Genomic DNA, 23,149 nt, shown 5'->3' with positions numbered 1-23,149 from the left:
ATCTACGAAAAACACCAGACAAGTTACCGTAAATGCTGCATAACTTAAGGGGAAAGTGTTGTAAAGTGTAAGGCTTTTCCCTATAATAAAAGGAGGAAAAGTAAATATGGAACAAAAACAAAAAACATTGAAGGATTTGAATCTGCTGGATCGTTTTTTATTCTCACAGGCTGCTGATGACCCAGATACAATGCGGGACATGCTGGAGATTATTCTGGGAAGGGAGGTTGTTTTAAAACTCCTGCCCCAGACAGAAAAAGAGCAGCGCACCCATCCGCTGAATCGATATGTCCGTCTGGATGTCTGGGCAATGGATGAAGAGGAACGCATATACAACACAGAGGTACAGAAAGAAGATACCGGAAATCTGCCAAAACGAAGCCGGTTTTACCAGGCGCTCATCGATTCCAACCTTTTAAAGCCAGGAGAAGTGGGATTTCAAAGGCTGAATCCTGTCTATATTATTCTTATCTGTCCCTTTGATCTGTTCGGCTATGGGTTATACCGATATACCTTTCAGATGCAGTGTAAGGAAGTTCCTGGATTGTCCTTACAGGACGGCGCTGTTCGGATATTTTTAAATACCCGCGGACAGCACACAGAAGGAGTACCACAAGAATTGATAGAGCTGTTAAGGTATATGGAACATACCACAGAGGAAGTGAGCGCAGCCTCTGCCAGTGAGAGGATACATAATATCCAAAAACGGATCCACGCTATCAAATCCAGTGAAAAGATTGGAGTGAAGTACATGCAGGCATGGGAAGAAAAGATATTAGAGCAGGAGAAAGCACGTGAAGAAGGGCGCCAGGAAGGTTTGACACAAAAATTAAAAGAACTGGTAGAAAAGAAAGTACAAAAAGGGTATGCAGCAGAAGAGATAGCAGAAATGCTGGAAGAAGATATAGAAACCATTCAAAAAATAATAGCAGAATTATAAAGTTAATTGACGAAATGGTTCACGCAAGAGGGCGTGTATTGCAACGTTCGTCAGGGCTTCGCCGGAATTCCTCACTTTTGCAATACACGCCCTCTTGCGCTTACACTTTCGCCAGCTTAAGTTTATAATTTCAGACAGAACAGAACCGGTTTCACGCTGCTACAGACTCCCAGTCAGAAGTTTTTCCTTCGTCTATAGGAAGGTGCCTTCCGAACGACAGGGGAAAAACTTCTGACTGAAAGTGACAGCGAAAAACACTGTGTCAGATAAGCAGGGCATTGACAAGGAGCGTTCCGAATACAGTTCGCCTGTTCTTTTCGTACTGCTTGTTACTTCGTTAAATTTATATTAGGTTGATTTTCTTTTTCATAATGTAGTGGGTTATGAAATATTCTGGTATAGCGGTAATTGTTATAAGCAGGACACCAAGTCCGAGGCTTGAGAAAAGGTAATGGGATGCTGTACTTCCCGTCATTGTATCTCCAACATATGGAAAGAGATTAAACAGCAACATGCAAACAAGTGTAAATATCTGTATGATAAAGGAAAGTGCAAAATAGGAGATAATAGCACCCAGAATTCTGTGACCTGGAAAAAGCTGTCCGATTGTAATCGATGCATAAATCATTATGACAGAAGCAAGCGTACTGAATAAGGAAAAAAGTACAATGTATAAGGTAAATGAAGAAAATGACATACCGAGAGCTTCTGTCATCTCAGGGGCAATCTGTGTATAAAGGGACACGACGTTATCGCCGGTTACAAGAATAAGAAGACCTAGATAACACAGTAAAATATCGAAGGTGTACCAGATGACGCCAGAAATGATTTTGCTCCACAGATGTTCAAGTGGGGTTGCCGGCAAAGTCCATGTAAGATACCCTTCATCTGTAAACAAATTCCTATAAAAACGAACAGCAATTACTGCGCAGGTAGCAAAAGAAACCCCAGCGATTAAAAGGGCAAAAAGTGCAATGAAGATAGCAAGCATGGCGCCCAGGGCTTCGGATGGGGCGCGAAAGTCTACCTTATTCAGCACAAAACGCCCCATGATACAGGCGACCATAAGGACGGCGTGGACAATGAGGATTATTTTATAGCCGTATTTTAAATCATATTTTATAAGCTTCCCTAACATCTAAATACCTCCCTGAATAATGCATCGACCGATTTGCCGCGCTGTGAACGTATTTCATCAACAGTAGCGTTTAAGACAAGCTGACCGTACTGCAAAAAGACAACACTGTCTAATACATTCTCGATGTCAGAAATAAGATGAGTGGAAATAAGTACAGTGGCATTTTCAGTGTAGTTGGTTAAAATAGTTTGAAGGATATAATCCCTTGCAGCGGGATCTACCCCTCCAATCGGTTCGTCCAGTATATATAAATCAGCATCTCGGCTCATTACCAGGACAAGCTGCACTTTTTCTTTCGTACCTTTTGAAAGGGAACGCAGCCTTGCGTGTGTGTCGATTTCCAAGTCTTTCAGCATGGCGGTTGCACGAGAAAGATTAAAATTTTCATAGAAATCGACATAATACGTCAGAATATCCTCTACTCTCATGTGGGTGTTCAGATAACTTCTTTCCGGAAGATAAGAGATAATCTTCTTTGTTTCTACTCCTGGCGACATACTATTGATTATGATATGTCCATCAGTTGGAGTCAAAAGCCCATTGGCTAGTTTAATAAGCGTTGTTTTTCCACTTCCATTTGGACCAAGCAAACCTATAATCTGTCCTCTTTCCAGTGTTAGATTCAGATTAGAAAGGGCGAAAAAATTTCCATATTTTTTTGTCAGGCCCTGGCACTCTAAAATTGGTTTCATTGTCTCTCCCCCTTTAACGCATCCTGTATCATTTCGAGTGTCTCCTCATCACGGAATCCCAGCTGGTGCATCTTTTCAAAAAATTGCTGGATATGTTCTTTGGCCAGCTGCATTTTCATTTTTTTAAGCATAACCTCGTCCTCTGTAATAAATCTTCCGCTTGTTCGCTGAGAATATACAAGTCCATTCCGTTCCAGCTCCGCCAGCGCTTTTTGCATTGTATTGGGATTGACAGCGGCATCTAAAGCTAAATCACGGACAGAAGGGATTTTATCTCCGGGCTTGTAGACTCCGGCGATAATATCCTGTTGGATACGTTCCATCAGTTGTAGATAAATGGGGCGATCATTATCTAAATCCCATGGCATCTAAGTCACCTCGTTTTCTTTAATTGCTGTGGACAACAGACCGGATATATAGAGAAAACATGAATCCGGCAGTAACCGTGTGAAGCAAATATCTTAGGGATTACCTTAGCGGGCGAAACCCGCTGTCTCGGGGGATGCATTGCGGTGTAACCTTTAGGGTATATCTTATCGGAAAAACCCGCCATCCCGAAAGGAATGAATTACGGCGTACCTTTTAGAATATAAGATATTTGGTAGTGTGATATTTGTACTATCTATATAATACAATCATACAATGAAAGGGGGGGGCTGTCAACAATTATTTGCAAAATTTTTTGGATGTTCTTAAGGCTTTTCATTGTCGGATAAAATATGCTGCTTAAGCTGTGGGTTAAAAATACCGCTTTTTAACATTTCTATTTCGTATTTATAAGGAGCGTAAGACTTTTTGGGATTTACCTCTGATGGAATATAGGGAGTTTCTAAAATTTTAGGAACATCGATGAAATCTTCATGGTGTACGATATAATGTAAAGCAGAGAAGCCAATTTCTCCGAAGCCAATATTTTCGTGGCGGTCTTTTTTGGCACCTGGAATATTCTTACTGTCATTTATGTGAAAGACAGCAATCTGTTCTTTTCCGATTATGCGATCGAAATCAGCAATCACATCGTCAAAATGATGAATAATATCATAGCCGCTGTCGCTTGTATGACAGGTGTCGAAGCAGACGCGGAGCTTTTCATTATAAGTAACTCCCTCGTAAATCGCCGCAAGCTCTTCAAAAGAACGCCCGATTTCAGAGCCCTTTCCTGCCATCGTCTCCAGTGCGATATAACAGTTGGTTTCTCTGGTTAATACTTCATTGAGTCCTTTGATGATCTGGGTTGTCCCGACAGTAGTACCTTCTCCTACATGAGCGCCGGGGTGGAGGATGAGAAGATGACTTTTGCAGGCGATAGTTCGCTGTATCTCCTTATCCAAAAATTCTACTGCGAGTTCAAAGGTCTCTGGTTTTACAGCATTTCCGAGATTGATGATATAGGGAGCATGGACGATGATTTCATCGATCCCGTGGGCCTTCATATACTCCCATGCAGGCTCTATATTTAATTCATTGATTTCCTTTCTTCTCGTATTTTGAGGGGCGCCAGTATAGAACATAAAAGTGTTGGCACCGTAGGATACGGCTTCCTTAGCAGAGCCAAGAAGCATTTCCTTTCCACTCATTCCAACATGAGAACCTATTTTCATAAATGTATATCCTTTCTTCGTTTAATAATGTCATTAATAATAAAGTCATTATAAAATGTAGAAATGAAATTGGCAATATTGAAAATGATTGTGTCTTGCCGTTGCAAATGAGACATGATAGAATAACATGGTACAGGCAGCGGCAAAATAAGTACCGCTGTGGGAAGTAAGAGAGAACGGAGCGTGGAAGAAAAGTGAAAACGTTGTTAGAATGTATTACGATAGAGATGCAGGAAGCATTTAAACAGGCAGGATATGATGAAAAATTTGCAAAAGTGACCCTGTCCAATCGTCCGGATTTGTGTGAATATCAGTGTAATGGGGCGATGGCGGCTGCAAAAACCTATAAAAAGGCTCCTGCAATGATAGCGGGAGAAGTAGTGGAGCTTCTAAAAGACAGCGCCTGTTTTGAGATGGCGGAGGCGGTAAATCCTGGGTTTATCAATTTGAAAATTGAAAAGAAATTTGCGGCAGATTACTTAAATAAAATGGCATTGGATGAAATGCTTGGTGTCAGTAAGTGTGCAGAAGCGAGGACGGTAATGATTGATTATGGCGGCCCGAATGTCGCAAAACCGCTGCATGTAGGACATTTGCGCTCTGCAATCATAGGAGAAAGTATCAAAAGAATTATAAGGTACAAGGGAAATGAAGTGATTGGAGATATTCATTTGGGTGACTGGGGCTATCAGATGGGCTTGATTATTACAGAGTTAAAGAAACGGCAGCCTAAGCTTCCATATTTTGATACATCTTATGAAGGGGAATATCCCAAAGAAGCACCATTTACGATCGCGGAGCTGGAGGAAATTTATCCTTTTGCAAGTGCGTATGCGAAAGAACATGAAGCATACCGCGAGGAAGCGTTGAAGGCGACATATCTTTTACAGAACGGGCATAGAGGGTACCGTGCGATATGGGAGCATATTATGCGCATATCAGTGGCAGATCTGAAGAAGAATTATAAGAATCTGAACGTAGAATTTGAACTCTGGAAAGGAGAGGCAGACGTTCAGAAATATATTCCTTCTATGGTGGAAATGCTCAAAGACGGCGGATATGCGCACTATGATCAGGGCGCACTTGTGGTAGACGTACAGGAGGAGAGTGATAAAAAGGAAATTCCTCCCTGCATGATTTTAAAATCAGACGGAGCTGCACTTTATGACACAACCGATCTTGCGACTTTAGTGGAACGAGAGAAGCTCTATCAGCCGGACGAGGTTATTTATGTGGTGGATAAACGGCAGGAAATGCACTTTGTCCAGGTATTCCGCTGTGCAAAAAAAACCGGAATTGTAAGAAAAGAAACAGAACTTAAATTCTTAGGCTTCGGAACAATGAATGGTAAGGACGGAAAGCCGTTTAAGACAAGAGAAGGCGGCGTTATGCGTCTGGAAAATCTGATACGGGAGATCCATGAGGAGATGTATAAAAAGATCATGGATAATCGTACTGTTCCGGAGGAGGAAGCAAAGCGTACCGCACAGATAGTAGGACTGGCGGCAATTAAATATGGAGATTTATCAAATCAGGCTGGGAAAGATTATATCTTTGACGTAGACCGCTTTACTTCTTTTGAGGGAAATACAGGACCTTATATTTTATATACGATTGTACGTATCAAATCTATTTTGAATAAATATGTAGAGTCTGGAAAGACACCGGAAGGAATTAGTATTAGCGCGGCACAGAGTGAGTGCGAAAAGAGCTTGATGCTGGAAGCGGCAAAATTTAATGATGTGATTGAAACCGTATATGAAGAGATAGCTCCACATAAAATATGTGCCTATATTTATGATCTGGCAAATGCTTTTAACAAGTTCTACCATGAGACGAAGATTTTGACAGAGGAGAATGAAAAGCTTAGAGAAAGTTATATCGCTCTTTTGATGCTTACTAGAAAAATATTGGAAACCAGTATTGATCTGCTTGGGTTTGAGGCGCCGGAAAGGATGTAAACAGAAAATGACAGAAAAGTTATTCTATACCGACAGCCATATAAAAGAATTTACAGCAGAGGTGCAAGAATGTATACAAGACGGGGAAATGTATAAGATCGTCTTGGACAGAACGGCATTTTTTCCTGAGGGTGGGGGCCAATATGCGGATACCGGAACATTGGACGGTGTGACTGTGTTGGACGTAAAGGAAAAGGACGGAAAGATATTTCATATAACAAAAACCCCTCTTTTAAAAGGAAGCAGTGTACTTGGAGAAATTGATTGGGAAGAACGGTTTGTAAAAATGCAGCAGCATACGGGGGAACATATTGTATCGGGGCTGGTTCATACAAAATTTGGTTATAACAATGTGGGGTTCCATTTGGGCAGTGAAGATTGCACAATGGATTTTGACGGAGCAATTACAAGAGAAGAACTGTGTGAGATTGAAAAAGAAGCAAATCGTGCGGTTGTACAGAATCTGAATATAGAAGTAAGCTATCCGTCGAAAAAGACTCTGGAAAGTCTTGCATACAGAAGCAAAATAGAGATTGAAGGACAGGTCAGAATTGTGACTGTACCTGGATATGACGTATGTGCCTGTTGTGCTCCGCACGTGAAAAAAACCGGAGAAATCGGGATGATAAAACTGACAAATGTGCAGAGATATAAAGGCGGTGTCCGTGTAAGAATGTTGTGTGGATTTCGAGCACTTGCAGATTATGGAAGGAAAGAATCGTATGCAAGAGAAATTTCTGCGGCGCTCTGCGCAAAAGAGAATACAATCGTAGAGGCGGTTGAGCGTTTAAAGGAAGAGTATGCACTGGAAAAATTAAAATGTGCGGGGCTTGAAAGAAAACTGCTGGCTTATCGTGCAAAAGAGATTTCTGAAGAGGAAAAAGTTGTATGTCTGTTTGAAGAGGATTTAAACCAAGATGCGCTTCGATTTTTGATGAATTTAATTCTAAAACAGGACAGAATATGCTGCGCGGTTTTTACTGGAAATGACGGGGATGGTTATCGTTATGTGATGGGAAGCAGGTGTTCTGATATTCGTAAGCTTGCAAAAGAGATGCATGAAGAATTTGATGGAAAAGGCGGGGGCAGACCAGAAATGGTGCAGGGTACTGTTTTAGGAACAGCATCAGAAATTCGGCAGTGGATCCAAGAGAAAGCGAGGAACGTAAAAGCATGAACCGTGTTTATAGGAAAAGTCCGTTTTGGAGTGTATGCGGTCCATTTTTGATTTTTATGGGTATTGAGATGGCCGTACAGACAATTGTGGAAATGATTGTGATGATTCCATATATGGCGCAGCTGCTGGCGAGCAGTATGAAAGAGGGGAGTCAGTCTATTCCCACGGAAGATGCCGCGGAAGTGTTAAATCAGGTTCTTACGGTGATGGCAGAACATCAGGTGGAAATTGCAGCTTTATGTGCATTGTGTACGTTGCCGATGACTATTTTTTTATTCCGAAAAGACAGAAAATTAGAACAGACCTATCAGGTACCTGTAAATAAAAAGGCCGGAATGAGTAAATACCCTCAATTGCTTATTCTTGGAGCAGCATTTAGTGTGGGATTTACTTGTCTGTCTGCAATGGCAGAGATTGCATTTTACAGCGAGCAGTATCAGGAAGCACAGACCATCGCGTATGCGGTGGGATTTCCGGTACAGATTCTTTGTTTGGGTATCTTAGCGCCTCTTGCGGAAGAAATGATGTTTAGAGGCGTATTATTTAAACGGTATAGAGAGAACAACAGTTTTTCGAGGGCAGCGATCTATTCAGCGCTTTTGTTTGCACTGATTCACAATAATACGATACAAATGATATATGGATTTGTGACGGGTATGTTTCTTGCGTATGTCTGTGAAAAATATGGTTCTATATTAGCACCGGTATTTCTCCACATTATAATGAATACGGTATCGCTTATTTTTACAGAAGCAGGTGTGTTCAACTGGCTGGCAGCAGAGCCGTTTCGCATGGCGTGTGCGGTTATACTCAGCGCATTCTTTGCATCTGTTGTATATGTGTTGATTCAGAAAATAGAAGAGAAACCAGAACCCAAGGAACCTCCGACAGAAAATAAAATTACACCAGACATGTTCCGGTAGAATACGGCGAAGGAAACTGTCTATAAGAAATAACTGTGTGGTGAAATAGTAACAGCCCGCGCCATTCGTAAAACCACACTGTATGGCTGAACTGATACGCGAAATATTACAAAAATGTTAAAAAGGTGTTGCAATTATAAGCAGGGTTTATTATAATGCATAGTATGTAATATACTATTTTTCCATATTCCCACAAAATCTACAGAGTAACCATAATAAAAAAGCAGAGTAAGAAAAGATTCATGTGGTAAAATATGTTTTTTTCGCAAACTATGTTGAAAAACGTTGTTGAATGTTGTATGATGAAACATATATGTGGGGACATAGATAATACTATATAAGGATTGGTGTGAGGAATGAAATTGAAGAAGATACATAGCGCGGCGCTTGCCACAGCTTTGACTTGTTCTTTGGTCGTAACGCCGGTATTTGCAGAACCTGAGAGCACAGAGAGCTTAGAAAACCAGAAAGCAGCGGCAGAAAGCGAATTAAGTGATTTACAGTCACAGTTGAATACTTTGATACAAAAAGCGAATGATTTAGAGTTAGATCTGATTTCCAAAGGGCAGGAGATTGCACAGGCAGAGCAGGACTTGGAGGTTGCCCAGGAGAAAGAGCAGGAACAGTATGATGCCATGAAGCTCCGGATTAAATATATGTATGAATCCGGTGACGGACAGGCGGCTGAAAGAGTACTTTCTTCAGGAAGCATTTCTGAGCTGTTGACACAGGCAGAATATGCAGAAAAAGTACATTCTTATGACCGAGATCAGCTCGAAGAGTATGCGGCTACTGTACAGGAAGTAGAAACATTGCAGGATACATTAGAGACAGAGATGGAAAACCTGCAGAGTATGGAAAGCGATTACCAAGCGCAGCAGGAAGCACTGAATACAACAATTTCTTCTAAAAGCGCAGAAGTAGAAAACATAGATGCTATGATTCAGGAAGCAGCAAAGAAAGCGGCGGAAGAAGCAGCGGCAAAGCAGGCAGCGGAAGAAGCGGCAAATAATAACGGCGGCGGAAATAATGGAAGTCAGAACACGCCGACAGACAATGGCGGAGGTAGTGACAGCGGCGGAAGCAGTTGGACGCCGCCATCGTATGACTCGAGTACTGGAAATGCCATTGTAGATCGTGCTTACAGCCAGCTTGGAGCAGCTTATGAATGGGGAGCATGTCGTCCGGGTGCATTTGATTGTTCGGGATTTGTAAGTTACTGCTTGACAGGAAGTTATACGAGACTGGGAACTACATACACATTCTTGGGATGGCCGCAGGTGAGTGATCCGCAGCCGGGAGATGTATGTGTAAACGCGGATCATTGTGGAATATACATAGGCGGCGGACAGATGATTCATGCAGCCACTGAAGGAGTTGGTGTTATTATCGGACCCGTTCAAGGCGGTATGATTTATGTGCGGTACTAAAGAAAAATTTATATAGAATACAAAAGAAAGAACCTCTGCGGTATGAAAGTATCGCAGAGGTTTTCAACATATATAGCGTCAGTGTACAAGGGGCAATACGGTCGATGAAGGACAAATTTAAGCCGCTTTGTCGTTGCTTTCACTCCGCGTACGTCTTTGTACGCGTCGTTCAAGTGCCTAAAAGAGGCTTAAATTTGTCTCTTCACGACTCTCAGACCTCAACCGCAGAAATTTCGGCGCTTTTCAAGGCAGACGATTGAGGCGTACTGGACGTACGCCGATTGAGGATAACGCTGAAAATCGCCGAAATTACGCGGTTTGAGGCGTATTGCCCCTTGTACACTGACGCTAACGTTCCTGTTATATTAATTTTTATGTTGCTATTCATTGGAAGGAATGATTTCCAGCCAATATCCATCTGGATCGGATATAAAATAAATTCCCATTTTAGGGTTTTCAAAACAGATACAGCCCATCTCTTTATGCTTTTTATATGCAGCGTCAAAATCATCTGTACGAAAAGCAAGATGAATTTCATTATCTCCCAGATTATATGCGCGATTCATATCTCTAAGCCACGTAAGCTCGAGAAGATGCGGTGTTTCACCATCTCCTAAGTATACGAGCTTAAAACTGTTGTCATCTGCCTCTTTTTCATGTGTTACGGTAAGTCCCAGTGCTTCCTTGTAAAAATCCAGAGATTTCTGAAGTTCATAGACATTCAAATTATTGTGTGCAAATGTAAATTTCATTTTTTACCTCCATAATAATTTCTACAGCAAATCCAGTAAAGGGGCAAAGAATATATCCTAAACTTTATAATTCTAACATGTATTTGTTTGAGTTTTAATTAATACATATTGTTGAATTAATATTGCTGCCCTTACAGGATAACACAAATAATTGAAAAACGAAAGTAGGAGGAGAAATGAAGGAAAATCCCTTGCATTCGCTATTTTTCTATGATATACTACCAATGTTGCAAAAAAACACGCGTGTGGATACTTTTTGAAGGTGCCTAAGACTATATACATGAAAAGAGATTATAGAATAAAGTAATCTTTTTGCATAGATATGGTACGGTCTCAGAAGTGAAAAAACATGCGGAAGTAAAAAACCAATGGAGGAAAGAAACATGAGCGTTATTTCAATGAAACAACTTTTGGAAGCTGGTGTACATTTTGGACATCAGACAAGAAGATGGAACCCTAAGATGGCTCCATATATTTACACGGAAAGAAATGGCATCTATATCATTGATCTGCAGAAATCTGTGGGAATGGTAGATGACGCATATAAAGCGGTAGCAGATATCGCGGCAGAAGGCGGAACCATCCTTTTCGTAGGAACAAAGAAACAGGCGCAGGATGCAATTAAAACAGAAGCAGAGCGTTGTGGAATGTTCTACGTAAATGAGAGATGGTTAGGTGGTATGCTGACAAACTTCAAAACTATTCAGAGCAGAGTGATGCGTTTGAAAGAAATTGAGAGAATGTCAGAGGACGGAACATTTGATGTTCTTCCTAAGAAGGAAGTTATTGCACTGAAAAAAGAATGGGCGAAGCTTGAGAAAAACCTCGGCGGAATCAAAGAAATGAAGAGAATCCCAGATGCTATCTTTATCGTAGATCCGAAGAAAGAAAGAATCTGCGTACAGGAAGCGCACACACTGGGAATTCCGTTGATTGGAATCTGTGATACAAACTGCGATCCGGAAGAACTGGACTATGTAATTCCTGGAAATGATGATGCTATCAGAGCCGTAAAATTGATTGTTTCTAAGATGGCAGATGCAGTAATTGAGGCAAACCAGGGAGAAGCCGGTGCAGAAGAAGAGTATTACGAAGAAGCTGAAGAAGTAGCAGTAGAAACAGAAGAAGCTGAAGAAACTGTGGAAGCTTAATAATTTTGAACGGGGATGCTTCAGCCTGAGAAGACAGGTTGAAGCATTTTTTGAAGAGACAAGAAAATGATGAAACGGAGGAAATAAGAATGGCAATTACAGCAGGAATGGTAAAAGAATTAAGGGAAATGACTGGTGCAGGAATGATGGACTGTAAGAAAGCTCTTACAGAAACGAATGGCGATATGGATGCGGCAGTTGAATTCTTAAGAAAAAACGGACAGGCAAAGGCTGAGAAAAAAGCTGGAAGAATTGCAGCGGAAGGCATTGTTAAAGCAGTTGTGAAAGAAGATAAAGTAGCTGCAATTGTAGAAGTAAATTCAGAGACAGACTTTGTTGCAAAAAATGAAGAATTCCAGAATTTTGTAGAAGCAGTTGTCAATCAGGCGGCAGATTCTGATGCGGCCGATATGGATGCGTTTATGGCAGAGGCATGGGCAGCAGAACCATCTAAGACGGTAAAAGATGCATTGGTAGAAAAAGTAGCCGTAATCGGTGAAAACTTAAATATTAGAAGATTCGAAAAGGTAGTTGCAGATAATGGATGTGTGGTTTCCTACATTCATGGAGGCGGACGTATCGGTGTTCTGGTAGAGGCGGATACAGATGTTGTGAACGATGAAATCAAGAATTGTCTGAAAAATGTAGCTATGCAGGTAGCGGCTATGTATCCGAAATATGTATCCCGTGATGAAGTATCTCAGGAATATATGGATCATGAGAAAGAGATTCTTCTTGCGGCTGCTAAGAAAGAAAACGAAGAGAGCAGCAAACCAAAGCCGGACAATATCATTGAGAAAATGATCATTGGACGTTTGAACAAAGAGTTAAAGGAAATCTGCCTGTTAGATCAGGTATATGTTCAGGATAGTGATCTGACTGTTGCGAAATATGTGGAGAAAGTTGCAAAAGAAAACAATGCGAATGTGACAGTGAAGAAGTTTGTACGTTTTGAGACAGGCGAAGGACTGGAAAAGAAACAGGAGAATTTTGCAGAAGAAGTAGCTGCACAGATGGGAAAATAAGATTCTCAGAAGCAAAACAAAATTTATTGTTCTATAGATTCTCTTGCTTCAATTTTCTAAATTCATACTGATATAGACAAAGTGCGGTTTCTTAATATGAAACCGCACTTTATTCGTTTACTTATCTTCCTAAAAGAAAGCATATCAATAGAAAAGGTTCTGTTTTTTAGGCAAGGTCAAAAGAAATATTCTTCTGTGAAAAAAATTTTTGCAAATAGCAGTCCCATGCATGTTCCAGAGATTTATCCATAGTAAAAATATGAAGGGAGGTACCTGTAATGCAGGTCAGGGCACTTCCGTCGTATTTTAAATTTAAATACAGTCCTTGTACCGATTCCGGCTGAAAGTCCAGGTGATTCTCTTCAATCAGGAAGGCGGTGTTTTTCGGAGACAGGCAGAGGATAAAGTGGAAAGAAAGTGGAGTACGTTTCCCTTTAATGAGAGAAAAACAATATTCCCGTACATTCTTCCAGGAAGAGTACTGCGGAAGTTCTTCTGCAGATTCAAAAAAAGCTTTTTGGATGTACCCGTCAATGGTAAATGTATTGAAAGTTACAATTCTGCCTTCTATAAAAAGAAAATTATCAAATGTATCAGATAAAAGCATCTGGCTCATAAATTCTTTTGTGTGATTCAGCTTTAGTGCAATCATGGAAAACCTCCCAGGGTGCGTTCATTCAGATATGTGAAGCCGAATGGCTTAATTATAAGTATAGCACATTACAGGGAGGACGTAAAAGGAAATCCGGTAAATCACTGCGAATGAATAAAGAGACTCTTCCTGTAGGTTTTTACGGCCAGATACCACGCAGGTTTTTAGCGTCTACTACCCGTTTTACGGCAATAAGATAAGCCCCAGTACGTAAGGTAGTATGCTTTTCTTCAGATATATCCCATACAGATTTAAAAGCTTGATCCATAATTGCTTTTAACTGTTCATTGACATGCTCTTCACTCCAGCTTACGGACTGAATATTTTGTACCCACTCAAAGTAAGAAACAACAACACCGCCAGCGTTTGCCAGAATGTCGGGAACCAGTACAATTCCCCTCTTTTTCAGGATTTCATCCGCTTCTATTGAAGTCGGGCCGTTGGCGCCTTCTACGATTACCCTGGCATGGATTCTGTCCGCGTTGTCAGCATTAATTTGGTTTTCCAAAGCTGCGGGGACAAGAAGGGTGGTGTTAAGCTCCAGCAGCTCTTTATTTGTGATATGTTTTACGTTTTCTTTCTCATAGTCTTTTAGAAGGTTTCCTCTGTCGGCAGACAGATAACGGATGATCTCCGGAATGTCCAAACCGCTTTCGCAGAAAAGGCCGCCGGAAACATCGCTTACGCCAATGATTTTCATGCCGGCCATATGCAGGAGCTTTGCTGATATGCTTCCTACATTTCCCATTCCCTGTACAACCGCCGTTGTTCCACTTATCGGAATTTGTAAGGCGCGCAGAGCATTGAGGGAGGTGATCATAACACCCCGTCCGGTCGCTTCGCTTCTTCCTAAAGCTCCGCCCAGTTCCAGGGGCTTTCCCGTGACAACACCGGGAACACAGTGCCCTTTGAGCATGCTGTATGTATCCATTATCCAACCCATGACATTTGCGTTTGTGCCGACATCCGGGGCAGGAATATCCTGCTCAGGGCCGATAATGGGAGCGATCATGGCTGTAAAACGACGGGTAAGTCGACGGATTTCTGCATCGGATAATTCGGAGGGATTGCAAATAATTCCCCCCTTTCCTCCGCCATATGGTATATTTACGACTGCACATTTGAAGGTCATCCACGCTGCAAGTGCCTTGACTTCATCAATACTTACATCTTGATGATAACGGATTCCGCCTTTTGCAGGGCCTCTGGAAGTGGAGTGCTGTATGCGATAGCCTTCAAAAACACGTACACTGCCATCGTCCATGCGGACAGGTATAGAAACCTTTAACTCCCGTTCTGGATGGAGGACGGCTTCATAATCACTGGGAGTATAACCCAGGATGGATGCAGCATGCCTGACAGTAGAAATCACATTATCATAAGGATTGTATTTTGTAGATGATGTATTCATTTATTTTCCTTCTTTCTATAAAACTAAGTATATTTGAAATATAAAATATGCAATATATTGTAAAAGATAAAAATAAGAATATTTGAATACGTAAAGGAGTGTTTTCCTGGAGTATACCCAAAGCAGGGTGACTGAAAGGAGGCGCCTTGGGCATACATAATACAGGTATTCAAATATAGGAAGTAAATACAATGGTTTAAAATTTTAATAAAGGAGAGATATCCGCAAGTGCACATCCCGGCGTAAGATCGCAGGCGCGCATAAGGAAATTTAGTTTATCAATGCGTTCTCCTGACCGGGGAGCGCCGTTTTTGATGAATCCCACCTGTAGTCCTACAGCAAGATCCATGACAACATCTCCGATGACTCCTCCGGATCTTCCGGAAGGAGTAGCAATTAGATTATGCGCTTTTGCGAATTCATAAGTGTTCAGAGCTTCTGTGATAGTTCCGACTTGATTGGGCTTTAGGATAAAACCATCCAGGGCATTACATTCATAAGCTCTTTTTAGTCTTTCTAAATTCGTGACAATAAAATCATCTCCGAGGAGATTGGTACAAGTCATTTCTTTATGTGCTTTTGGATAAGATTCCCAGTCTTCTTCGTCCAATAAATCCTCAATGAATACAAAAGGAAATTTTTCAGTCAATTTTTTAACATAAGAGATCAAGGTGTCTGCGGATACCCGATCGCCCTTCAGGAGATAGGTATTGGTTTGACGATCATACATTTCACTGGAAGCACAGTCAAAGGCGAAACCAATTCTTCCAGTATATCCGCAGTTTTCAATGGCTTCGGACATCAGATTTAAGTTGACCTCCGGATCCTCGCTTGGGGAGGCGTAACCATAGGAAGGCGCTACAACAGGTTTGTATCCCAGATAGCTTGTAATGACTTTTTCCAGCTCCTGAAAAGTGTTGATTCCCATTTCAACTGCTTCGTAAATACTAGAAGCTCCGTAAGGCATAATGATAAATTCGTTAAAGGGCTGTGTCAAATTTTCGTAGTGCCCGCCGTTAATGACGTTAAAGCTTGGTACAGGTACAGTTTGTATAGAGCCGCCTGCAATATAATTATACAAAGTTTGATGAGAAGCCTTTGCAGCAGCCCGAAAAAGAGCGATGGAAGTAGAATAGATTGTATTTCCACCTAAATTCCTTTTATCCGGTGTTCCGTCCAAATCAATCATAATCTGATCAAGCTCTTTTTGGCGGGTTACATCTTTGCCAATCAGCGCCGGTGCAATGATATTGTTTACATTGTCCACAGCTTTATGTACACTTAATCCATGATATTCATCCGGATTGTTGTCACGCAGTACGCAGGATTCGAACATACCGACAGACGAACCGGTAGGAGCACATCCCCGTCCTAAACAGCCGTCCTCCGTTACCACGTCTACTTCTACCATAGGACGGCATTTGCAGTCTACAATCTGGCGCGCGTGGACAGATTTAATTTTAGAATTCATAGTGTCAGTCCTCCAATTTTGGAATATATAGTACATTGAAATCACACAGGTTCGTACCGGTGTTTCCGGTAAATACAGCATCGTTCATCTCTGACAAGGCTTCATAACATGCATGCCCACGCAAAGCGCCGTATATATCCACGCCTTTTTCCAGCGCCATTTGATAGCTGGTAGAATCACAGATACCTCCTGCCACAGGAGTAGTGCCGTCTGTTCCTTCTGAGTCAATAGAAAGCATGCAGGCGCCTTTTGTTTTGGCAGCGAGAATAGCGAAGCTTAAAGTCAGCTCCTGTCCAGGTCCGCCATGTCCAGTTATGAGGCGATTATCTAGTATCTGTGTCGTTGTCTCACCCGAACTTAAAATGACGCAAGGCGGCTTGATAGGATTTCCATATGCCTGTACTTCTCTGGCTATAGAGGCAAAGAAAGAGCCGGCATCCTTACTCTCACCTTCCAGGAAAGAAGTGAGTATGATAGCGGGAATCCCCATTTCTTCAGCGATTTCCTTTGCATAAATACAGGAATCCGGCAGCGTGTTCAGCAAATAATACGTATTATCCGGAAACTCTTTTGGGGTCTCCCCTTCCGGCCCTACATGCATCAAATAGTCGACAACACTCTTAGGAAGACGATCCGCTACATTATAGTCCCGAATAACCCTGCGCGCGTCTTCCAGGGTTGTTTTGTCAGGCCCCATTGGTGTGCTGGCATATTTTTCATAAGGAACGCCAATATCCCCTGTGGCCGGATTTCCAACGGCATCGCTGATACCAAAACCGATTAATTCAGCGCCTACGTTTTGAATCCGCTTTGCAAGCATACCTCCGTTCATTGCCGAGATATGACGGCGGATTGCATTGATTTCATAAATGCCGGCACCGGATTTAAGCATAACGTCTGTCGTCTTGATCTCATCCTCCAGAGTGATACCTTCAATAGGGCAGCTCATAAGTGCGGAACTGCCTCCACTTATAACGACGATAAACAAATCATCAGGACCGGCATGATCTACCAGATCCAGGATTTTTAAGCAAGCCTCATAACCCGCCTGATTTGGCAGCGGATGTCCGCCGACGTAGACGTCTGTATTTTGGAAATGATCTGTTTCTTCTGCTACTTTTACTATGGCAATACCTTTGGTCAACCGATCGCCCAGGATCTCGTCTACTGCCATTGCCATATGATTGCATGCTTTTCCTGCTCCTAAGAGATACACATGTTTTTTCTTGGAAAGATCCCATGATTTTAAACCGATATGCAATATATCGCTATCTAAACACATAATACTTTTGATACGTTGATATGCATCCAGGCGTGCAAGTGTGCGGTTCGTAATATCCAGCACAATCTTTCTGGATAGAGTGTCTCCGTGAGAAACAAGGGTATCATAATTTTTGATTTTATTCATAATAAAAATCCCCTTTACTTCCAATATGAATAGTATTAAATAGAACATTAAGAGAGAAATAAAAAATAAAAATGTATTAAAATGTACTTTTATAATAATGCGATATATTATATATGTCAATAAAGAAAGGGAAAATAAAAAATAAATAGTGAAAAATACCAAAAAATGCACAAAAATATTGTGAAAATAAATGAAAAAATAATAAATATACCGAAAATATTGACATATGCAATATATTATAATAGTATAAATGTATTAAATAAAACATTAGGAACAAAAGTTAAATGAAAAATGTGCGTAAAATGTAACAGATACTTATAAGTAAGTGCTGTAATAAAAGATGAAAGGAGAAAATAAATGGCACATAAAACAGAATTTCTTTATCTATCAGAAAAAGACACAATAGAAGCAGGTGTTCTTAATGCAGAAAAATGTATTGATAATGCAGAAGAGGTTTTTACTCTGTTAAGTAAAGGAGATTATCTTATGGGGGGAAGCAATCACAATAGCCATGGACTGGGCCTTGTTTTCCCGAAAGAAAGTCCATTTCCGAATATGCCTGTGGCAGGTCCGGACAGAAGGTTTGTTGCTATGCCTGCTTACTTAGGGGGAAGGTTTGATGTTTGCGGAAATAAATGGTATGGATCCAATGCAGAAAATCCCAAAAAAGGGCTGCCCAGGTCTGTTCTTACTGTTACTTTGAACGACAAAGATACCGGTGAGCCTCTCGCATTTATGTCCGCTAATTTGCTCAGTGCGGCACGTACGGGAGCTGTTCCGGGCGTTGCTGCCAGACACCTGGCAAGAAAGGATTCAGAGGTCATCACAGTTTTAGGCTGCGGGCAGATTAACCGTTCCTGCTTACGTTCCATCGCTACGCAGCTTCCGAATTTGAAAAAAGTTATCTGCTATGATATTTTTGAAGCTGCCGCTAAAAAATTTCTTGATTGGGAGAAGCAGGAGCTTGGCATTGACGGCGAAGTGATTCTTGACTTAGAAGCCGCCGTCAAAGAAGCTGATGTAATAACTGTTGCTGCTTCCAGATTAAAACCTCTGTATGTAAAAGATGAATGGATGAAGGAGGGTGTGACTGTACTTATTACCGGGCCTATGCAGACAGATGATTCTTTCTGGATGCGTAGCAAACTGATTTATGACAATGTACGCTTACATGAAGCTTATGTCCAGGAAGCTGTTGAGTCCGGCGACATTGCCGGATATTACAAAGGGGTGATCGGCGGTCCTATTTATACTTTGATTGATGCCGGCAAGATGCCGCCGTTGGCAAATTCTACGAGTATTGGTGAAGTTATTCTTGGGGAAAAGCCCGGCAGACAAAACGATTTTGAGAGAGTTACGTTTGTTGCCTGCGGTATGGCTACTTTTGATGTCGGACTTGGCTATGATTTGTATAAGACCGCTGTTGAAAATGGCATTGGAACTATGCTGACTTTATGGGATGACCCGTATCAGAAATAACTACATGGGAGGAACTTTTTATGTACTTTTTCTCTAAAAGGAATGGAGGGAGTTTATGAATGACAACAACGTAAAAGAAGAAAACATAGTTGTAAATGAAAATGAAAAAGAAATGGAACCGACAGAACTATGGAAAGACTGGAAGTTACATATTGCTATGTTTGTATGCGCTGTAGTGGCTCAAAAAATAGGAATTATTAATATTCCTATTGGGCCGGTCAGCCTTATGTTGATGCCTTTGATATATGCTATGGTGTTTGGCCTGGCTCTTTACTTAATTAAACCAATTAAATTTATTTCTACAAAACAGTCTGAAGAATCTTCTCCGCTTCTTATGCTGGCAGTCATGTTTTTATGCGTAAAAATGGGAGTTACTATGATTCCTGGATTGGCTTCTATCATGTCTGCGAGTGCAATTTTGGTAATTCAGAATATTGGAAATCTCGGGACGATATTTCTGGCACTTCCTGTTGCGATTCTACTAGGTTGTAAACGTGAAGCAGTGGGGCTTTCATTCGCATTGAGCAGAGAACCTGGTATAGCCATTATTACAGATAAATATGGAGCTAAGAGCAAAGAATTTCAAGGTGTAATGGCTTGTTATATTGTAGGCACTATTTTCGGACCAGTATTTTTTGGAATGATTCCAGGATTATTTGTTGATTTTGGATGGTTTTCTCCAGAAGCAACAGCGATGGCAGTAGGATGTGGAAGCACTGCAATGATGACATCAGGACTGACTGTTCTTATTGCTAAATTTCCTGAATTAGAATCACAATTAACTGGATTTGCTATGATATCGAATGTGATTTCTGGCCTGCTTGCTTTTTATCTGTCACTTTTCTTAGCACTTCCAATTACAGAGAAATGTTATGCACTATTGACAAGGCGAAAGGCAGTAAAAGCTGAGAAAGGGGAGAAATAGTTATGGAAGCAATAAAGAAAAAGATTACAGCAAAACAAATTTTAAACTGGCTTTTGTGTTTTATAATTATCGGAATTATTACGATAGTGTGTAATTTTATAGGATATGACACCGGAATAGTTGATGCGATTCCTGGAATCATTATTTTGATTGCTTTGGGCACTGTAGGGATGATCTTGGGAGCAGTTTTTCCAAAAATTCCGGGTACTTTATGGGTTGTAATCATAGCAATGCTTTCGGGAGCACCTATTTTTCCTTTTTCAGATGCTGTAATAATGTACACGAACAAAATAGAACTAAGTGCGATTGTTCCGGCAATTCTCGCATATGCCGGAGTAGCTATAGGGCGGGATTGGAAATCCTTTAAACGTCTTGGCTGGAGGGCTGTAATTATCGGATGTATCGCTATGCTGGGAACTTTCTTTTTCTCTGGTTTAATCGCAGAGATAGGATTGCGGTTGTTTTAATATTCTTTTGTTCAGGAGGTAGAAGTCATGCAGTATGATGAAAAAGAAGCAATTCGGTTGACACAGGAATTAGTCAGGATAGAAAGTACGAATGTAGGTACTTTTGAAGGAGAAGTAAGTCGATTTATATATAATTGGTTGAAAAACAATACAAAGGCTGAAATTACAAGAGATGAATTTGAGCCGGGAAGATTTAATGTCTTGGCGACCATCAAAGGCAAAGTAGCCCATCCTAATTTTTTATGCCTTGCACATATGGACACAGTTCCTATCGGAGAGGGCTGGACAAAGGATCCCTTTGGAGCAGAGATAGAAGGAAATAAGATGTATGGACGGGGAGCCTGCGATATGAAAGCCGGGGTAGCGATTGCGATGCTTGTTTTCCGTGACATAGAAAATTATTGCAGAAAAGAAAATGTTATTCCCAATATGGATTTTACGTTTGTGGCAACCGGAGATGAAGAGGATGTTATGAAGGGAGCAGATCGGCTTGTAGAATTAAAGATTGCGAATAAGGATACCTTGGTGCTGGATACAGAGCCGACAAACGGAGAGATTATGATGGGGCACAAGGGAAAGACATGGTTTGAAATTACTACAAAAGGGAAGCCGGCACATGGAAGTATGCCTTCTACCGGTATAGATGCGATTATAGCAATGTCAGAAGTGATTTTAGAAATACGCAACAGAATTGATGCGTTTGAGCCAGACGCAGTGATGGGAAAACCAAGTGTATGCTTTGGAACAATTAATGGAGGGAATAATACGAACATCGTCGCAGAAAGTTGTACGATAACGATTGATATGAGATTGTCGCCGCCTTTGACGACTGAAGGATCCTATAAATTGATTGAGGATGCAATTGCAGCAGGAACAGCCAGAGTACCGGGTGCAACTGGCACATATAAAGTGATTGCGAAGAGACCGTATGTTTTAATTAATGAAAAATCTGTATTGTTAAAAAATTTGCAGGAATCATGCTTTGCGGTTACAGGAAGAAAGCCCGCTCCTTCTGTTACAACAGCCTATACAGACAGCGGAGTGGTTGACGGCAGCACAGGCTGTGGAAATGGGATGTCGTATGGAGTGAATGGAGGGAATTTCCATCAGGCAGATGAATATGTAGATTGTGATACAATTTTGCAAGCACATGATGTTGTATTTGATTTGGCAAAACGGTTATTGTTGTAAAAATAATAGGATAGCAGAAAAAAGGAGAAGAAATATGAAAAATATATCAGAAGTAGTAGCACTTACCCAGAAACTTGTACAGATTGAAAGTACGAATGTAGGAACATTCGAGGGGGAGATTAGTCTTTTTGTAGAGGAATGGCTGAAAAAGTATACAAAAGCAGAAATTATCAGAGATGAGTTTGAAGATGGACGTTTTAATGTAATGGCAAAATTAAAAGGGGAAGCACAGCATCCTAATTTGTTATATCTTGCACATATGGATACAGTTCCTGTTGGAAATGGCTGGACAAAAGATCCCTTTGGAGGAGAGATTGAAGGAAATAAATTATATGGGCGCGGGTCTTGTGACATGAAGTGTGGTCTAGCTGCTGCGATGATAGCTTTCCGTGATTTTGAAAATGAGTGCAGGAAAAAGGGAACAGCTCCGAAATATGATTTTATATTTGTGGCAACCGGAGATGAGGAAGATGTTATGAAAGGTGCTGACAGATTGGTGGCTTTAGGTGTGGCTGACAAAGATAGTCTTGTTTTAGATACAGAACCCACGAATGCAGTCAGAGTAATGAAGAGTATGGCTGCAAACAAAATAGAAGACGGGGCAAGACAATTTGTCGCAATGGCACATAAAGGAAAAACATGGTTTGAAATTACCACAAAGGGAAAACCGGCACATGGAAGTATGCCGTCTACGGGTGTAGATGCGATTATTGCAATGGCAGAAGTGGTGTTGGAGATACGCAACAGAATTGAATCCTATGCTCCAGATCCACTTATGGGAAAACCAAGTGTATGCTTTGGCACGATCAATGGAGGAAACAATACAAACATCGTTGCGGAAAGCTGTACGATTACAATAGATATGCGCTTATCTCCGCCGTTGACAACAGAAGGATCATACAAACTGGTAGAAGATGCAATCGCAGCAGGAACGGCTAGAGTACCGGGTTCGTCAGGTTCTTATAAAGTAATCGCAAAACGTCCATTTGTACTGCAAAATGACGATTCATTCTTGCTTGCAAAACTAAGAGAGTCATGCAAAGAGGTTACAGGAGACGACCTTACACCAATTATGATAACAGGATATACAGACAGTGGTGTTGTCGATGGAAGCACAGGCTGCGGAAACGGAATGTCCTATGGGGCAGCCGGATATGGCGCTCACCAGGCAGATGAATACGTATTATGCGATTCTATAGAAGAAAACTTGGCGGTTATCAGCAATTTGGCACGTAGAATTCTTCTGTAGATATATATAAATTAAAGCATCTAAAAATCTGGAAGTTCAGGGAATCCTTCACTTCCAGATTTTTTCATTTGGTCTTAAATTGTATAAATAGATAAGTGCAGTAAAA

General features: G+C 41.1%; 21 protein-coding genes. 12 read left to right on the top strand and 9 right to left on the bottom strand.

Annotated features, from left to right (window positions below; translation table 11 throughout):
• Positions 1 to 106: 106 nt before the first annotated feature.
• Positions 107 to 940 (top strand): Rpn family recombination-promoting nuclease/putative transposase, encoded by an 834-nt coding sequence (locus H8S37_RS15020; RefSeq protein WP_186876888.1) that lies wholly within the window; start codon positions 107 to 109, stop codon positions 938 to 940.
• Between the two features lie 343 nt (positions 941 to 1,283).
• Here H8S37_RS15020 and H8S37_RS15015 read toward each other — a convergent pair whose 3' ends face one another.
• From H8S37_RS15015 to H8S37_RS15000, 4 genes are all read right to left on the bottom strand, one after another.
• Positions 1,284 to 2,078 (bottom strand): hypothetical protein, encoded by a 795-nt coding sequence (locus tag H8S37_RS15015; RefSeq protein WP_186876887.1) that lies wholly within the window; start codon positions 2,076 to 2,078, stop codon positions 1,284 to 1,286.
• Entirely contained in the window at positions 2,072 to 2,770 is a 699-nt protein-coding gene (locus H8S37_RS15010) for an ABC transporter ATP-binding protein (RefSeq protein ID WP_186876886.1), read from the bottom strand. Before H8S37_RS15010 ends, H8S37_RS15015 begins: the two co-directional genes overlap by 7 nt.
• Positions 2,767 to 3,138 carry a GntR family transcriptional regulator gene (locus H8S37_RS15005; RefSeq protein ID WP_186876885.1) on the bottom strand — a complete coding sequence of 124 codons (372 nt, stop codon included), beginning with the start codon at positions 3,136 to 3,138 and terminating at the stop codon, positions 2,767 to 2,769. The genes H8S37_RS15010 and H8S37_RS15005 overlap by 4 nt, the downstream gene beginning before the upstream one ends.
• Before the next feature lie 324 nt (positions 3,139 to 3,462).
• Positions 3,463 to 4,371, bottom strand: coding sequence for a deoxyribonuclease IV (locus H8S37_RS15000; protein WP_186876884.1), 909 nt, complete (start codon positions 4,369 to 4,371; stop codon positions 3,463 to 3,465).
• Between the two features lie 194 nt (positions 4,372 to 4,565).
• Here H8S37_RS15000 and argS point away from each other — a divergent pair, with 194 nt between their 5' ends.
• The 4 genes from argS to H8S37_RS14980 all read left to right on the top strand — a co-directional run bounded on the left by argS (position 4,566) and on the right by H8S37_RS14980 (position 9,862).
• The gene (gene argS, locus H8S37_RS14995) at positions 4,566 to 6,332 is read left to right on the top strand and encodes an arginine--tRNA ligase (RefSeq protein ID WP_186876883.1); all 1,767 of its coding nucleotides are present in this window, start codon (positions 4,566 to 4,568) and stop codon (positions 6,330 to 6,332) included.
• A 7-nt stretch (positions 6,333 to 6,339) separates the two neighbouring features.
• Entirely contained in the window at positions 6,340 to 7,509 is a 1,170-nt protein-coding gene (locus tag H8S37_RS14990) for an alanyl-tRNA editing protein (protein ID WP_186876882.1), read from the top strand.
• Positions 7,506 to 8,432, top strand: a complete 927-nt coding sequence (locus H8S37_RS14985; RefSeq protein ID WP_186876881.1) for a CPBP family intramembrane glutamic endopeptidase — start codon at positions 7,506 to 7,508, stop codon at positions 8,430 to 8,432. The genes H8S37_RS14990 and H8S37_RS14985 overlap by 4 nt, the downstream gene beginning before the upstream one ends.
• 356 nt (positions 8,433 to 8,788) lie before the next feature.
• The gene (locus H8S37_RS14980) at positions 8,789 to 9,862 is read left to right on the top strand and encodes a coiled-coil domain-containing protein (protein ID WP_186876880.1); all 1,074 of its coding nucleotides are present in this window, start codon (positions 8,789 to 8,791) and stop codon (positions 9,860 to 9,862) included.
• Between the two features lie 380 nt (positions 9,863 to 10,242).
• On the opposite strand, the gene H8S37_RS14975 is transcribed toward H8S37_RS14980, so the two are convergent.
• On the bottom strand, positions 10,243 to 10,614 hold the full coding sequence (locus H8S37_RS14975; RefSeq protein WP_186876879.1) for a VOC family protein: 372 nt from the start codon (positions 10,612 to 10,614) through the stop codon (positions 10,243 to 10,245).
• A gap of 383 nt (positions 10,615 to 10,997) precedes the next feature.
• Between H8S37_RS14975 and rpsB the strand changes: the two genes are divergently transcribed.
• Both rpsB and tsf read left to right on the top strand, forming a co-directional pair.
• Positions 10,998 to 11,765 carry a 30S ribosomal protein S2 gene (gene rpsB / locus H8S37_RS14970; protein WP_186876878.1) on the top strand — a complete coding sequence of 256 codons (768 nt, stop codon included), beginning with the start codon at positions 10,998 to 11,000 and terminating at the stop codon, positions 11,763 to 11,765.
• 89 nt (positions 11,766 to 11,854) lie between these two features.
• Positions 11,855 to 12,790, top strand: a complete 936-nt coding sequence (gene tsf, locus H8S37_RS14965; protein ID WP_186876877.1) for a translation elongation factor Ts — start codon at positions 11,855 to 11,857, stop codon at positions 12,788 to 12,790.
• A 166-nt stretch (positions 12,791 to 12,956) separates the two neighbouring features.
• Here the strand turns inward: tsf and H8S37_RS14960 are convergent, their stop codons facing one another.
• From H8S37_RS14960 to H8S37_RS14945, 4 genes are all read right to left on the bottom strand, one after another.
• Complete coding sequence (locus H8S37_RS14960) at positions 12,957 to 13,442, bottom strand: DUF5721 family protein (RefSeq protein WP_186876876.1); 486 nt, start codon at positions 13,440 to 13,442, stop codon at positions 12,957 to 12,959.
• A 139-nt stretch (positions 13,443 to 13,581) separates the two neighbouring features.
• A complete protein-coding gene (locus H8S37_RS14955) occupies positions 13,582 to 14,853 on the bottom strand; it encodes a Glu/Leu/Phe/Val family dehydrogenase (RefSeq protein ID WP_186876875.1) in 1,272 nt (423 codons plus the stop codon).
• 196 nt (positions 14,854 to 15,049) lie between these two features.
• The gene (eno, locus tag H8S37_RS14950; protein WP_186876874.1) at positions 15,050 to 16,324 is read right to left on the bottom strand and encodes a phosphopyruvate hydratase; all 1,275 of its coding nucleotides are present in this window, start codon (positions 16,322 to 16,324) and stop codon (positions 15,050 to 15,052) included.
• Between the two features lie 4 nt (positions 16,325 to 16,328).
• Positions 16,329 to 17,732: a glycerate kinase type-2 family protein gene (locus tag H8S37_RS14945; protein WP_186876873.1), complete on the bottom strand. Its 1,404-nt coding sequence runs from the start codon at positions 17,730 to 17,732 to the stop codon at positions 16,329 to 16,331.
• A 357-nt stretch (positions 17,733 to 18,089) separates the two neighbouring features.
• Here H8S37_RS14945 and H8S37_RS14940 point away from each other — a divergent pair, with 357 nt between their 5' ends.
• From H8S37_RS14940 to H8S37_RS14920, 5 genes are read left to right on the top strand one after another with little or no spacing between them, the layout of a single operon-like run.
• The gene (locus H8S37_RS14940; RefSeq protein ID WP_186876872.1) at positions 18,090 to 19,211 is read left to right on the top strand and encodes a tyramine oxidase subunit B; all 1,122 of its coding nucleotides are present in this window, start codon (positions 18,090 to 18,092) and stop codon (positions 19,209 to 19,211) included.
• Between the two features lie 55 nt (positions 19,212 to 19,266).
• Positions 19,267 to 20,136, top strand: coding sequence for a DUF3100 domain-containing protein (locus tag H8S37_RS14935; RefSeq protein ID WP_243207216.1), 870 nt, complete (start codon positions 19,267 to 19,269; stop codon positions 20,134 to 20,136).
• A gap of 2 nt (positions 20,137 to 20,138) precedes the next feature.
• On the top strand, positions 20,139 to 20,603 hold the full coding sequence (locus tag H8S37_RS14930; RefSeq protein WP_186876871.1) for a hypothetical protein: 465 nt from the start codon (positions 20,139 to 20,141) through the stop codon (positions 20,601 to 20,603).
• Between the two features lie 27 nt (positions 20,604 to 20,630).
• A complete protein-coding gene (locus H8S37_RS14925; protein WP_186876870.1) occupies positions 20,631 to 21,794 on the top strand; it encodes a M20 family metallopeptidase in 1,164 nt (387 codons plus the stop codon).
• Between the two features lie 34 nt (positions 21,795 to 21,828).
• On the top strand, positions 21,829 to 23,043 hold the full coding sequence (locus tag H8S37_RS14920) for a M20 family metallopeptidase (RefSeq protein WP_186876869.1): 1,215 nt from the start codon (positions 21,829 to 21,831) through the stop codon (positions 23,041 to 23,043).
• Positions 23,044 to 23,149 lie beyond the last annotated feature (106 nt).

The sequence above is a fragment of the Mediterraneibacter hominis genome, from assembly GCF_014287475.1.
Classification (GTDB): Bacteria; Bacillota; Clostridia; order Lachnospirales; family Lachnospiraceae; genus Mediterraneibacter; species Mediterraneibacter hominis.
Note: the sequence above shows the minus strand (reverse complement) of the source record. Positions and strands in the feature narration are given on the sequence as shown.

What these genes read in the sequence shown, in the direction of transcription:
- H8S37_RS15020 (WP_186876888.1), top strand. Translation starts at nt 107, where the DNA reads ATGGAACAAAAACAAAAAACATTGAAGGATTTGAATCTGCTGGATCGT.
- H8S37_RS15015 (WP_186876887.1), bottom strand. Translation starts at nt 2,078, where the DNA reads ATGTTAGGGAAGCTTATAAAATATGATTTAAAATACGGCTATAAAATA.
- H8S37_RS15010 (WP_186876886.1), bottom strand. Translation starts at nt 2,770, where the DNA reads ATGAAACCAATTTTAGAGTGCCAGGGCCTGACAAAAAAATATGGAAAT.
- H8S37_RS15005 (WP_186876885.1), bottom strand. Translation starts at nt 3,138, where the DNA reads ATGCCATGGGATTTAGATAATGATCGCCCCATTTATCTACAACTGATG.
- H8S37_RS15000 (WP_186876884.1), bottom strand. Translation starts at nt 4,371, where the DNA reads ATGAAAATAGGTTCTCATGTTGGAATGAGTGGAAAGGAAATGCTTCTT.
- H8S37_RS14990 (WP_186876882.1), top strand. Translation starts at nt 6,340, where the DNA reads ATGACAGAAAAGTTATTCTATACCGACAGCCATATAAAAGAATTTACA.
- H8S37_RS14985 (WP_186876881.1), top strand. Translation starts at nt 7,506, where the DNA reads ATGAACCGTGTTTATAGGAAAAGTCCGTTTTGGAGTGTATGCGGTCCA.
- H8S37_RS14980 (WP_186876880.1), top strand. Translation starts at nt 8,789, where the DNA reads ATGAAATTGAAGAAGATACATAGCGCGGCGCTTGCCACAGCTTTGACT.
- H8S37_RS14975 (WP_186876879.1), bottom strand. Translation starts at nt 10,614, where the DNA reads ATGAAATTTACATTTGCACACAATAATTTGAATGTCTATGAACTTCAG.
- rpsB (WP_186876878.1), top strand. Translation starts at nt 10,998, where the DNA reads ATGAGCGTTATTTCAATGAAACAACTTTTGGAAGCTGGTGTACATTTT.
- tsf (WP_186876877.1), top strand. Translation starts at nt 11,855, where the DNA reads ATGGCAATTACAGCAGGAATGGTAAAAGAATTAAGGGAAATGACTGGT.
- H8S37_RS14960 (WP_186876876.1), bottom strand. Translation starts at nt 13,442, where the DNA reads ATGATTGCACTAAAGCTGAATCACACAAAAGAATTTATGAGCCAGATG.
- H8S37_RS14955 (WP_186876875.1), bottom strand. Translation starts at nt 14,853, where the DNA reads ATGAATACATCATCTACAAAATACAATCCTTATGATAATGTGATTTCT.
- eno (WP_186876874.1), bottom strand. Translation starts at nt 16,324, where the DNA reads ATGAATTCTAAAATTAAATCTGTCCACGCGCGCCAGATTGTAGACTGC.
- H8S37_RS14945 (WP_186876873.1), bottom strand. Translation starts at nt 17,732, where the DNA reads ATGAATAAAATCAAAAATTATGATACCCTTGTTTCTCACGGAGACACT.
- H8S37_RS14940 (WP_186876872.1), top strand. Translation starts at nt 18,090, where the DNA reads ATGGCACATAAAACAGAATTTCTTTATCTATCAGAAAAAGACACAATA.
- H8S37_RS14935 (WP_243207216.1), top strand. Translation starts at nt 19,267, where the DNA reads ATGAATGACAACAACGTAAAAGAAGAAAACATAGTTGTAAATGAAAAT.
- H8S37_RS14930 (WP_186876871.1), top strand. Translation starts at nt 20,139, where the DNA reads ATGGAAGCAATAAAGAAAAAGATTACAGCAAAACAAATTTTAAACTGG.
- H8S37_RS14925 (WP_186876870.1), top strand. Translation starts at nt 20,631, where the DNA reads ATGCAGTATGATGAAAAAGAAGCAATTCGGTTGACACAGGAATTAGTC.
- H8S37_RS14920 (WP_186876869.1), top strand. Translation starts at nt 21,829, where the DNA reads ATGAAAAATATATCAGAAGTAGTAGCACTTACCCAGAAACTTGTACAG.